Origin of the sequence: Acinetobacter sp. IK40, assembly GCF_035615075.1 — a bacterium.
Classification (GTDB): domain Bacteria; phylum Pseudomonadota; class Gammaproteobacteria; order Pseudomonadales; family Moraxellaceae; genus Acinetobacter; species Acinetobacter courvalinii.
Window position 1 is genome coordinate 18,122 of sequence record NZ_JANBOE010000011.1, and the last position, 12,471, is coordinate 30,592.

The following is a 12,471-nucleotide window of genomic DNA, read 5'->3' on the forward strand; positions in this document are numbered from 1 at the left end:
TTATATACTTGCATACAAAAATAATGATAAAACCTACAGATCAATTAAAAGAAGATATGATTTCCAGCCTATACTGATTAGGTTGATTTATAAACGGGTTGTATAGGCTAAAGTCTATCTTCGCCAAGATGACATCCCATGTTAAAACATTGCGCTTGATTCCACTGCTCATGCATTGCAGCAAGATCAGAGTGTTCATCATAAAATTTAAAATCTGTTAGGTGTTCAAACGTGGCTATATCTGTATTAGTAATTAACTGTGGTTCATCATCAATCAAATACGCACTGATCTCGGAACGCCGTGAAGATCGTATTTATGGTTTGGCAGAAAATCTGGGCGCAGCAGATGCCCGTATTAAAGGGGTCACCCTGGGTGGCGAACCGTTAGAACTTTCAATTCCTTATGCAGATCACGCCAAAGCACTGGAAACCTTGTTGGCACGTTTAGCCAACTATCATCCGCAAGCAATTGGACACCGTGTGGTACACGGCGGCAATATCACCAAAGCAGAACTGCTTACACCTGAACTAGTTGAACGCATTGAAGCCGCGACACCGCTTGCCCCTTTACACAATCCGGCACACCTCATCGGGATTGAAGCTACCATGCGCTTGTTCCCGCAACTGCCACAGGTGGCTGTCTTTGATACCGCGTTCCATCAAACCATGCCTGAACACGCTTATCGTTATGCACTGCCAAAATATTTATATACCGAACATCAAGTGCGCCGTTATGGCTTCCACGGCACCAGCCATGCCTATGTCACTGAACGTGCCAGCGAACTGGCGGGCAACAAGAATCAGGGGGGCTGGCTCAGTGCCCACTTAGGTAACGGTAGCTCAACCTGTGCCGTATGGAATGGACATAGTGTCGATACCTCTATGGGCATGACTCCGCTTGAAGGCGTGGTCATGGGTACCCGTAGCGGTGATGTCGATCCAAGTCTGCATCTGTTCCTAGCCAGCAATCTGGGCTGGGATATCCAGAAAATTGACAGCATGCTCAATAAAGAAAGCGGTTTACTCGGCTTGTCGGGCTTATCCAATGACATGCGCACCTTGGTAGAAGCCTCTGAAAATGGACATGAAGATGCAACGCTTGCGATTGAAGTGTTCTGCTATCGTCTGGCCAAATCCTTATCTGCTTTAAGTTGTGGTCTGCCACGTCTGGATGGTTTAGTCTTCACTGGCGGTATTGGCGAAAACTCAGCCTATGTCCGTGAAAAAACCTTGGGCTATTTATCTCACTTTGGTTTGCAATTTAGCAAAGCGAAAAACGATGCTTTGGCACGCGGTAGCGAAGGCCGTATTGATAATGGCACGGGCCCACAAATCTGGGTCATTCCAACCGATGAAGAAGGCCGTATTGCCAAAGAAACCCGTCAAGTGATTGAGCCAAACGCTTAATTTATTCAGAAATATAAAAGAGTGACCAAGTCAGTATGAATACGATTTTACTCATCCCTACCGGGGAAGGTGTTGGTTTAACCTCTGCCTGTCTAGGCATGATTTATGCGCTGGACTGTAAAGGGATCAATGCGGGGTTCCTCAAGCCATTTTCACAGATTGCCGATGCGCCTGTAGATCGCACCACCACGCTCTACCATCATTTATTTCAACACCCTTCGGTTGAACCGATTAGCTATGAAAAACTGACCCAGCTGATTGCCTTGGGCGAAACCGATGAATTGCTGGAAGAAGCCGTAGCACTGCATCGCCAGATTGCCGCCAATCATGATGTGATTATTGTTGAAGGGCTAGTGCCGAATGGGCAAGATCATTTTGCCAGCGAAATCAATGCAGCACTCGCGCAAGCACTCGATGCCCAAGTGGTTCTGGTCAGTACTGCCGATCTGGCCGATCCTCGTAAAACAGCGGAAAAAGTCGATGCCCATTTACGCCAGTTTGGCGGCGCCGCATCGGCGCGGACCACTGGCGTGCTGTTTATGCGCACCAAAGGACTTCCAGAAGGCACCGCAGAAATTCCAGTAACGCTGGACCCAAGCTTACGCCTAGACAAACACATCGAAGCCTTTGCCCTAGAACTGCAACGTTATAATCGTTATATGGGCAGCAATGACCTGCCGATTATTGGACTGGTGCCCTTCAGTAATATTCTCAGTGTACCGCGTAGTCTGGATATTGCCCCAGTGATTAAAGGAACCTGGTTGCATCAAGGTGAAGCCAAACAACGTCGCATTCTGCATACCAGTTTAATTGCTTCGAACATCGAATCCGAGCTACATAAGTTTGTTGCAGGCGAACTGATTATTAGCGCCTCACAACGCACCGATGCGCTCCTGGCAGCGAGTCTTGCCAGCAGCAATGGTACACCGCTCGCGGGTCTGGTTTTAACTGAACAGGCAGCCCCAGCAAGCAATGTGCTTGAGTTTTGCCAAAGTGCGATTAAACAAGGCTTGCCTATTTTGCACACGCCCTTAGACACTTTGGAAACGGCGCAACTGCTGCATCGCTTTGGCAATGAAATTCCAATTGATGATACTGAACGTGCCGAACAAGTGACGCGTTTTGTGTCCAGCCATATTGATAATCACTGGCTTGATCAACATACCCAGAACAATCTGCACCCTCGTTTGTCACCTTCTGCTTTCCGCTATGAGCTGGTACAGAAATCAATTTCGGCCAAGAATCGGATTGTATTACCTGAGGGTGATGAACCTCGTACCGTACAGGCCGCAGTAATTTGCCAGACACGTGGTATTGCACAATGTGTGTTATTGGCAAAACCGGAATCAGTGGCGGAAGTGGCAAAAGCACGAGGTATTCAACTGCCCGAGGACTTGGAAATTATTGATCCAGATCGCATCCGCGACCAATACATTGAGCCGATGGTGGAACTGCGTAAAGGCAAGCTGGATGCCTTGCAAGCCAAAGCACAACTGCAAGATACTGTGGTACTTGGCACCATGATGCTGGCGCTGGATCAAGTTGATGGTCTGGTTTCAGGCGCGATTCATACCACCGCCAATACCGTGCGTCCTGCATTTCAGTTGATCAAGACAGCACCAAACTATTCACTGGTGTCCTCGATCTTCTTTATGCTGTTGCCAGATGAAGTCTATGTGTATGGTGACTGTGCCATTAACCCGGATCCAGATGCCGAACAACTGGCTGAAATTGCCATTCAGTCAGCTGATTCTGCTAAAGCCTTCGGTCTCGATCCACGCATTGCCATGATCAGCTATTCTACTGGTACATCTGGCACAGGCGCTGATGTTGAGAAAGTGGCTGAAGCCACCAAAATTGCACAGCAACGCCGTCCTGATTTATTGATTGATGGTCCTTTGCAATACGACGCCGCTTCGGTTGAAAGTGTTGGTCGCCAAAAAGCACCAGACTCGCAAGTGGCAGGACGTGCCAATGTGTTTATCTTCCCGGACCTGAATACAGGCAATACTACCTATAAAGCGGTGCAACGTGCAGCGAATGTGGTTAGTGTCGGTCCGATGTTACAAGGCCTGAATAAGCCTGTGAATGACTTGTCCCGTGGGGCATTGGTGGATGATATTGTATTTACCATTGCTTTGACCGCGATTCAGGCCAAACAGCAAGATTAAATTGATTATAGAGTCATAAAAAAGCCATCTACACTAATAAAGAGTAGATGGCTTTTTATTGTAGATGTTTTAATTAAGCACGTTTTGAAACCCCAATTCTTTTGAACCGCGGCCCCTTCACAAAGAAAATCGCATTACCGCATAAAATCAAAATCACCCCAATCACGGCATTCATTTGCCAGTGATAACCTTCCCATACCGTCGAGATGACCAAAGCCACCAAAGGAAACAGCAAAGTACTATATGCCGCCTTGCCTGCTCCAATACGCCCCACCAGAAAGAAATAGGCAGTAAAGCCGATTACCGAGCCAAAGATTGCTAAATACAGCAAGGCACTGACCGCACTAAAGGACATGCTTGGGAAAAAATTGTCCTGTTTAAACCATGAGATCAAAGCCATCAATAATGAACCATACAACATGGCATAGGCATTGGTAGTAAAAATATCCAGCCCGTGTTTCTGATGCCGGGTACTGATCATATTCCCCAAAGAGAAACCATAGGTGCCTAGGATACATAGCCCGATACCGATCAAGGTATTGCGATTTAGAGTGGTGCCTACCACGTCATGCCAGAACAAGGCAATAATCCCCAGCACACCAAGTAAAGCGGCAGGATAAAAGCGTGAAGAAACCTGCTGAGAAAAAAATAATCGGGCATTAAGAGTATTGAAAATCACCGCCATCGAGAAAATGACCGCTTCTAAACCACTGCTGATATATTGCACCGCATAGTAGAAGCAGACAAAGTTAAAGCCGAAAATACAGCAGGCCTGCAACATACAGAATAAGTGATCTTTAGCTGCCAGCTTTTGCAATTTCCGGCTGAGCGCAATAAAACCAAATAAGATCAGTGCTGAGATAAAGAAACGCCAGAACACCGCAACATTGGCTGAAATTCCACTTTGTTGTTGCAAGGTAATGGCAATCCATGTGGTTCCCCAAATCACCACAACCAAAGCATATAACAGCGCATTCATCTCTTTTAAACCCAACTTAATCACTAGGACGATTATTTTGCGAGATTTGATGGCCCGGGTTCTTGCACAATCTTGCGGTGCTTATCATGAATTTGCGTTTTTCTCGGATTTTTTTGACCAGATGACAAAACTGGCTGAACGTTCTACACTTAACTGGATCATATTTGGCACTGCGTATAGAAGATGAAATATCAGATTCTAGATCAATTACAGCAATATAAAGCGCAATTGCTCGACTCGGTAGAACTGGGTTCGGGTATGCAGTTGGCCATGTGGCAAAATAATCAGGACCGGGTCAGTGTCTGTAGTAATCACCATACCTTAAGCATGTATGTTCAAGGGGGTTATGAAAGCTATCAAAAGACGGCGCAAGGCTGGCATAATGGTGGTGGACCTGATCGGATGTGCCTGATGCCACAGGATTTTGAATCGACCTGGGATCTGCGTGATCCACTGACATTTGTACATTTGTACTATACCGAACAGCACTTACAACGTGTGGCTGAACAAGTCTGGGATCGCGAACCCAGCCAGATCATCCTTAATCCGCAGATTTTTGTGGCGGACCCACAAATTTCCATGCTCTATCGGCATTTTTTACTCAATGGTGCCTGGCAAGAACGTGAAAATCATTTGCAGATGAGTACCGCAACCACGCTATTACTGAATCATCTGATCAAAAATTACAGTTATGCCCAATGGCAAGCGCCTGAAGTTAAAGGGGGACTCTCACCTTATATCCTCAAACAGCTGCTAGAGTGGATTGATCAACATCTCCATTTGAGTCTGACCTTATCGGATCTGGCCCAGCAAGCACAACTCAGCGAGTATCATTTTGCCCATATGTTCAAACAGTCAATGCAGATGCCACCGCATCAGTATGTGATGCAACGTCGTCTTGAACTGGCACATCAGGCATTACACAGCAGCAGTCTGAATTTGACTGAAATTGCCACCCAATATGGCTTTAGCTCCAGCAGTCATTTTAGCAATCGTTTTAAAAAGCAGTTTGGTTATTCGCCTTCGCAAATCCGAAAAAACTAAAACAGGAATTACTCCTGATATATTCTTACGTTCGGTTTTCATTGTTAGACCTTTCGCCAAATCTAAGCTAAAACTCCCACAATCATTCCTTTTTGTCATATAATTTAGCCCGCCAGCTAATCGCCCGCTCAAGAGAAATTTGATATGACAACGATCATCAAACAAGATGACTTGATTACATCAATCAAGGATGCCCTGCAGTTTATTTCTTACTATCACCCGCAAGACTTTATCCAAGCGATGAGCCGTGCCTATGATCGTGAAGAAAACAAAGCTGCCAAAGATGCTATTGCACAGATCCTCATCAACTCACGTATGTGCGCTGAAGGTCACCGACCAATCTGTCAGGATACAGGGATTGTTAACGTTTTCCTTGAAGTTGGCCTGGACGTTAAATTTGATTTAACCATGAGTCTGGATGATGCAGTCAACGAAGGCGTACGCCAAGGTTACCTAGAGAACTCAAACGTACTCCGTGCTTCAGTTTTAGCAGATCCGGCTTTTGGTCGTAAGAATACCAAAGACAATACCCCTGCCGTCATCCACTACAAACTCGTACCTGGGAATAAAGTCGATATTACCGTGGCTGCAAAAGGTGGCGGTTCAGAAAACAAATCTAAACTCGCGATGTTAAACCCATCTGACTCAATCGTGGACTGGGTACTTAAAACTGTTCCAACCATGGGTGCAGGCTGGTGTCCACCAGGTATGCTCGGTATCGGTATCGGTGGTACTGCCGAAAAAGCCATGATGCTTGCGAAAGAAGCACTTATGGAAGAAATCAACATGGACGAATTACTTCGTCGTGGTCCACAAAACAAGATGGAAGAACTCCGTATCGAGATCTTCGAGAAAGTAAATGCATTGGGTATTGGTGCACAAGGTCTTGGTGGTTTAACTACAGTACTTGATATTAAAATCAAGGATTACCCATGCCACGCAGCAGGTAAGCCAGTCGGTATGATTCCGAACTGTGCTGCAACTCGTCATGCACACTTCCAGTTAGACGGTTCAGGCGTTGCACATATTCAGGCACCAAAACTTGAAGACTACCCTGCTGTGACTTGGGATTCTTCTCAATCGAAGCGTGTCAACCTTGATACCATTACACAAGAAGAAATGAATGCCTGGAAACCAGGTGATACATTATTGTTGAACGGTACAATTTATACCGGTCGTGATGCTGCACATAAGCGCATGGTCGACATGCTCAACAATGGCGAAGAGCTTCCAGTCGATCTAAAAGGTAAATTCATTTACTACGTGGGTCCAGTTGATCCAGTCGGTGATGAAGTGGTTGGTCCTGCAGGCCCAACAACAGCAACCCGTATGGACAAGTTTACCCGTCAAGTGCTAGAAGCAACTGGCTTGTTCGGTATGATCGGTAAAGCGGATCGTGGTCCTGCTGCAATTGAAGCAATCAAAGACAACCAGGCAACTTATTTGATGGCAGTAGGCGGCGCGGCTTACCTTGTATCTAAAGCAGTCCGTGAAGCTGAAGTGGTTGCCTTTGCTGATTTAGGTATGGAAGCAATCTACAAGTTCGTGGTTGAAGATATGCCGGTCTCTGTTGCAGTTGATGTAAATGGTACCTCGATTCATGCCACTGCACCAAAAATCTGGCAAGCTAAAATTGGCAAGATTCCAGTGGTAGATGCCGCTGCGTCATAAATAATACTCATACAATAATCATAGCCGAATCATCGTATTCGGCTATTTTTTTGCCTAAAGCTTCTGCTAGATTATAAAGATGAGAAGAATAAGGAAATGCAAATGAATAAATATTTACTCAGCATGCTGCTTGGTCTGAGTTTACTTGGCAATATCCAGCATAGCTTTGCATCTCCTGCACAAAGCAAATCGATCAAAGAGCTGATCAAACTTAGTGACCTTGAACATGCCCTAAATACCTCACTGGATGAAATGCAGCCTACACTGGATCTTGAAGCTGAAAATATCCTGTTACGGGTGCTGGGCAAAGATGAACTCACCACCACCCAGGAGCATCTTGCGGTGCTGGAACTGAGTCAACTACTGAAAGAAACCAGCGCAAAAATGTTTACCCGACCTGAAACCATTCAGGCGATTGAAAAAATCTACGCCGATGCGCTTAGTGAAGAAGAAGTCCAAGCCTATTTAAAATTTTTAAAGACACCTGAAGGCCAGTCGATTAACCAGAAAACCCTACAAATCACCACTCATGTTTTTCAATACATGAATAACATCAGTCAAAAGACCTTGAGCGATCCCCAACAAAGTTCACAGCTTAAAGAGCAGTTCCTGACGATTATCAAGCCGTTAATTCAGGAAGAATAAATGGCTGTTGTCATTTTCATCATCACCAGGTCAACGGGTTCCACAGCTTAAATGGTTTGACCAGATGCACTTCCGACTTTGCGTCATACTTGGCCGGTTTTAACTCTTGCGGTTTAGAACGCACCTTGCCTGAAGCATCCTGTGCGACAAAGTTATAGCTGGATGATTTTAGCCGGGTAAAGGCGATTTCCTGATGTGCCACTTTATCTGGCATGATCATAAATGGTCCCGTATGTTCACTCCGGGAAATTTTATTTTCTTCGTCATACTTGATGAAATAAGTCTGAGCAGCATCAACCGTAAAGTCCAGATATTTCGGCTTTTGGAAATGCAGTCCAGCCAATGGCCGACTCACACTCAGACGATAGGTCCCTGCGGGTAGCTCAAGCCAGTAATAGTGATTATGCAATAGACTTGGAATACGGTGTCCGTTAATGAATAAATTGGCCGCAGCAATTTCCTGACGATTCCAGCGCGTATCTGGACGGTATAAGTAGACCACCGCCGCTTGTTCATTTTGTGGTTTAACCGGCGCGAAATATTGCCCTAATTTTTGATTGACCCAGCCGCCCACACTAAAGCCGCCGACATGATATTGATCAAATAAACCCGGTTCTTTTTCTGTATCCACAGGGGGTAATGTTGCAGTCAGTGCGGTTGGTTTTTCTTCAACAGCTTTATGGCTTTGACAGCCAGCGAGCACCCCTGCACAACATAATGACACTATTAAATAACGCATGACATCCCTCAAGGCGTTTTCTTGAATTTATTTTTAACAACGCAAAACTATGCGGATTTTTTTCAATTTTAAGATTAACACCTCGTTGCCCAATTGCAAATAAAAAAAGCATGAAAAGCCTAGCCTTTCATGCTTTTTCAGATGGACGAGAATTAAGCCGATTTAGAATCGACCACCTTCAAATCCTTCTTTTCAATCAGTTCGGGTGTACCTGTCTGTGGTAAACGTTCCGGCTTAAAGGTTGGCTTCGCCGTACCATTAATCACCGCTTCATCCACAATCACGGTACCGACATCAGTACGACTTGGTAAGTCATACATGGTTTCAAGTAAGACATTTTCCAGAATTGAACGCAGACCACGTGCACCGGTGTTACGATCAAGCGCTTTCTTCGCAACAGCACGTAATGCAGACTCATCAAAGACCAGATCGACATCTTCCATCGTGAACAGGTACTGGTATTGACGCGTCAATGCATTTTTAGGCTCTGTCAGAATCTGCATCAATGCTTCTTCATCCAGCTCTTCTAAAGTGGCAATCACGGGCAAACGACCAATAAATTCAGGAATCAAACCGAATTTAACCAGATCCGTTGCTTCAACCTGACGGAACAATTCAGAGACTTTTTTACTGTCATCTTTATTCTTCACATCCGCGGTAAAACCGATTCCGCCCTTCTCTTGACGTTGCTGTACGATTTTTTCCAGCCCAGAGAATGCACCACCACAAATAAACAGGATATTGGCAGTATCAATCTGGATGAATTCTTGCTGTGGATGCTTACGACCACCTTGTGGCGGAATAGAAGCAACCGTACCTTCAATCATTTTTAATAATGCTTGTTGTACGCCTTCGCCAGACACATCACGGGTAATTGAAGGATTTTCAGATTTACGGGTAATCTTATCAATCTCATCAATATAGATAATACCTTTCTGCGCTTTCTCTACATCGTAATCGGCTTTTTGCAATAACTTCTGCACGATGTTTTCCACATCTTCACCCACATAACCGGCTTCGGTTAAGGTGGTTGCATCTGCCATCGCAAACGGTACATCAAGTAAACGTGCCAGCGTTTGCGCCAGTAAGGTTTTACCTGAACCAGTCGGACCGATCAGCAGAATATTACTTTTCGCAATTTCAATATCCTGATGCCCATGGTTCGACTGGCCCACTTTCAAACGCTTATAGTGGTTATAGACCGCAACAGACAAGGTCTTCTTGGCAACATCTTGCCCGATTACATATTGATCCAAGGCAGCACGTATTTCGTGTGGTTTTGGCAATGGCTTGGTTGCCCAATCACCTGCTTCAACTTGTTGACTGGTTTGCACCAGGTCCAAGCAGACATCCACACACTCATTACAAATATATGCGTCCTCACCAGCAATCAATTTTCCAACTTCAGATTGCGTCTTACCACAAAATGAACAATGTTTTTGTCCTTGAGGATGTTCGGACATATTTACTCCACAACTTAAATCTTAAACTTAGGTCCTAAATCAGGGACGTTTGCTTAGCACTTCATCTACTAAACCATATTCTTTGGCTGCTTGTGCAGTCATGAAATTGTCACGATCTGTGTCACGCGCAACCGTTTCATAATCCTGGCCGCTATGTTCGGCCATCAAGCGGTTTAAACGTTCTTTAATGAATAGAATTTCACGCGCGTGAATTTCAATATCTGAGGCCTGACCACGGAAACCGCCCAGTGGCTGGTGAATCATGACACGTGCATTTTCCAGACAGTAACGTTTCCCTTTGGCACCCGCATTTAACAAGAATGCACCCATTGATGCAGCTTGGCCCATGCAGTAAGTGACAACATCAGGTTTAATAAACTGCATGGTGTCATAAATCGCCATACCCGCAGTGACTGAGCCACCTGGTGAATTGATATAAAGGTGGATGTCTTTTTCTGGATTTTCTGCTTCAAGAAATAACATCTGCGCAACGATTAAGTTCGCCATGTTATCTTCAACTTCACCCGTTAAGAAAATAACACGCTCACGTAATAGACGTGAAAAAATATCGAATGAACGCTCACCACGAGAGGATTGTTCAACGACAACAGGAACTAAAGCATTTTCAATTGTTGGAACATACATATGTTTACTTATTCCTAAATTATTGTGACCCGATCTATGCCAACAATATGAGGGATAATCGATGAAATTGCAAAAGGTTCAATCTGAAATATTCGATTATTTAGACTAAAATCTGGTAATTTTTCGAGAAATTAACACTTTCATAACATAGGGTTTTAAGCACTTGCAGCAATACTTTCGAGGATAGAAATTTTCGAATTCTACAAGCCCTGCTCCCCAGCATTTTGCATACGAGAGAATAGAACGAGATGAGAGCCATAACTGCTCAATTCATTTTTTTAACGTTCTACCTTATACATACAGCTCAATGCTAAAGAAAAAAGGCGCATTAAGCGCCTTTTTTCTTTAAACAACTTTTGAAAGATTAGCCACGACGAGCTTGTTGTTCTTTCAATAAGTCTTCGTAGCTAATCGCAACATCTTTTACTTTAGCAGCAGCTAAGATGTGATCAACCACTTGATCTTCTAAAACAACAGCTTCGATTTGAGCGCGTTGTTGTTTGTCATTTTTGAAGTATTCAACCACTTCAGTTGGATCTTCATAAGAAGAAGCCATGTCATCGATGTAAGCATCAACACGTGATTGGTCAACTTCAAGTTTAGCATCAGCCAATACCTTGCTTACCAATACGCCAAGCTTCACTGATTTTTCAGCTTGCTCTTTGAACAATTCATCTGGAAGCATGCTGCTGTCAAATGCGCCTGCACCTTGAGCACCAAACTGTTGCGTGAATTGCTGGATCATTTGTTGACGTTGACGGTCAATTTCTTGAGCAACCATAGATGCTGGAACTTCGATTTCATTCGCAGCAACAAGCGCATCAAATGCAGCTTGTTTAACTTGGTTACGAAGACCGTTGCGAACTTCACGTTCCATATTCTTACGAACGTCAGCTTTTAACTTGTCTAAGCCTTCTTCTTCAGTTAAACCAAAGATTTTCAAGAATTCAGCATCAATTTCTGGAAGTTTTGGTTTTTCAACTTGCTTCACAGTGATTTTGAATTGAGCCGCTTTACCCGCCAAGTTTTCAGCTTGGTAGTCTTCTGGGAAAGTTACATCGATAACTTTTTCTTCGCCAGCTTTCATACCAACGATACCGTCTTCAAAACCTGGGATCATACGACCTGAACCAAGTACAAGTTTAAAGTCTTCAGCAGCGCCGCCTTCAAACTTCTCACCATCAACAGTACCTTCGAAGTCGAAAGTCACTTGCATGTCTTTCTTCGCCATACCTTTGGTTACAGCCCAAGTTTGACGTTGTTTTTGCAAGTTTTCGATCATCACGTCAACGTCTTTATCGTTGATTTCTGATGATTTACGTTCAACTTCCAAGTCAGCAAAAGTTTTTACTTCTACTTCTGGATAAACTTCAACAGTTGCTTCAAAAACTAAAGCATCATCTTTGTTTTCAACTTTCTCAATGTTTGGCATACCCACTGCATTGATTTTTTCTTGTTGAATTGCTTCGAATACGCTGTCACGAATGACGTCATTCACAACTTCTTGATAAATGCCCGCACCATATTCACGGCGGACAACATTTAAAGGCACTTTACCTGGACGGAAGCCGTTGATCTTCACAGTTTTGGCAGTGCGTTTTAAGCGAGCTTCAAACTGCTCGTTAACACGGCTCGTCGGTACAGAAACATTTAAACGACGGGCAACGCCCGAAACCGCTTCAGTCGTTACTTGCATGGCTTCCTCGA

The 12,471-nt window shown here is 44.4% G+C and carries 10 protein-coding genes; 5 read left to right on the top strand and 5 right to left on the bottom strand.

The features are described from left to right. The first annotated feature begins 231 nt into the window (after positions 1 to 231). On the top strand, positions 232 to 1,407 hold the full coding sequence (locus MSG93_RS17135; RefSeq protein ID WP_324622645.1) for an acetate kinase: 1,176 nt from the start codon (positions 232 to 234) through the stop codon (positions 1,405 to 1,407). Positions 1,408 to 1,442: 35 nt separating this feature from the next. Beyond that, positions 1,443 to 3,578 carry a phosphate acetyltransferase gene (gene pta, locus MSG93_RS17140; RefSeq protein ID WP_324622647.1) on the top strand — a complete coding sequence of 712 codons (2,136 nt, stop codon included), beginning with the start codon at positions 1,443 to 1,445 and terminating at the stop codon, positions 3,576 to 3,578. Between the two features lie 73 nt (positions 3,579 to 3,651). Here pta and MSG93_RS17145 read toward each other — a convergent pair whose 3' ends face one another. Further along, complete coding sequence (locus MSG93_RS17145; RefSeq protein WP_324622649.1) at positions 3,652 to 4,557, bottom strand: DMT family transporter; 906 nt, start codon at positions 4,555 to 4,557, stop codon at positions 3,652 to 3,654. Between the two features lie 183 nt (positions 4,558 to 4,740). Here MSG93_RS17145 and MSG93_RS17150 point away from each other — a divergent pair, with 183 nt between their 5' ends. The 3 genes from MSG93_RS17150 (at position 4,741) to MSG93_RS17160 (ending at position 7,917) form a co-directional block, all read left to right on the top strand. Then, positions 4,741 to 5,601, top strand: a complete 861-nt coding sequence (locus MSG93_RS17150) for an AraC family transcriptional regulator (protein ID WP_324622650.1) — start codon at positions 4,741 to 4,743, stop codon at positions 5,599 to 5,601. Positions 5,602 to 5,745: 144 nt separating this feature from the next. Further along, positions 5,746 to 7,272: a fumarate hydratase gene (locus MSG93_RS17155; RefSeq protein WP_005227321.1), complete on the top strand. Its 1,527-nt coding sequence runs from the start codon at positions 5,746 to 5,748 to the stop codon at positions 7,270 to 7,272. 102 nt (positions 7,273 to 7,374) lie between these two features. Continuing rightward, entirely contained in the window at positions 7,375 to 7,917 is a 543-nt protein-coding gene (locus MSG93_RS17160) for a DUF2059 domain-containing protein (RefSeq protein ID WP_324622651.1), read from the top strand. Positions 7,918 to 7,939: 22 nt separating this feature from the next. Here MSG93_RS17160 and MSG93_RS17165 read toward each other — a convergent pair whose 3' ends face one another. The 4 genes from MSG93_RS17165 to tig all read right to left on the bottom strand — a co-directional run bounded on the left by MSG93_RS17165 (position 7,940) and on the right by tig (position 12,460). Then, a complete protein-coding gene (locus tag MSG93_RS17165) occupies positions 7,940 to 8,656 on the bottom strand; it encodes a DUF2846 domain-containing protein (RefSeq protein WP_032868709.1) in 717 nt (238 codons plus the stop codon). A 152-nt stretch (positions 8,657 to 8,808) separates the two neighbouring features. Beyond that, positions 8,809 to 10,119, bottom strand: a complete 1,311-nt coding sequence (clpX, locus tag MSG93_RS17170; RefSeq protein ID WP_005227324.1) for an ATP-dependent Clp protease ATP-binding subunit ClpX — start codon at positions 10,117 to 10,119, stop codon at positions 8,809 to 8,811. Positions 10,120 to 10,158: 39 nt separating this feature from the next. Next, complete coding sequence (gene clpP / locus MSG93_RS17175) at positions 10,159 to 10,764, bottom strand: ATP-dependent Clp endopeptidase proteolytic subunit ClpP (RefSeq protein WP_004775790.1); 606 nt, start codon at positions 10,762 to 10,764, stop codon at positions 10,159 to 10,161. Positions 10,765 to 11,128: 364 nt separating this feature from the next. Next, positions 11,129 to 12,460 (bottom strand): trigger factor, encoded by a 1,332-nt coding sequence (tig, locus tag MSG93_RS17180; protein ID WP_005227325.1) that lies wholly within the window; start codon positions 12,458 to 12,460, stop codon positions 11,129 to 11,131. Positions 12,461 to 12,471: the final 11 nt, after the last annotated feature.

Bases quoted from the DNA above. Each gene is read 5' to 3' on its own strand.
- MSG93_RS17160 (WP_324622651.1), top strand. From the start codon at position 7,375: ATGAATAAATATTTACTCAGCATGCTGCTTGGTCTGAGTTTACTTGGC.
- MSG93_RS17145 (WP_324622649.1), bottom strand. From the start codon at position 4,557: ATGAATGCGCTGTTATATGCTTTGGTTGTGGTGATTTGGGGAACCACA.
- clpX (WP_005227324.1), bottom strand. From the start codon at position 10,119: ATGTCCGAACATCCTCAAGGACAAAAACATTGTTCATTTTGTGGTAAG.
- tig (WP_005227325.1), bottom strand. From the start codon at position 12,460: ATGCAAGTAACGACTGAAGCGGTTTCGGGCGTTGCCCGTCGTTTAAAT.
- MSG93_RS17165 (WP_032868709.1), bottom strand. From the start codon at position 8,656: ATGCGTTATTTAATAGTGTCATTATGTTGTGCAGGGGTGCTCGCTGGC.
- clpP (WP_004775790.1), bottom strand. From the start codon at position 10,764: ATGTATGTTCCAACAATTGAAAATGCTTTAGTTCCTGTTGTCGTTGAA.
- MSG93_RS17155 (WP_005227321.1), top strand. From the start codon at position 5,746: ATGACAACGATCATCAAACAAGATGACTTGATTACATCAATCAAGGAT.
- pta (WP_324622647.1), top strand. From the start codon at position 1,443: ATGAATACGATTTTACTCATCCCTACCGGGGAAGGTGTTGGTTTAACC.
- MSG93_RS17150 (WP_324622650.1), top strand. From the start codon at position 4,741: ATGAAATATCAGATTCTAGATCAATTACAGCAATATAAAGCGCAATTG.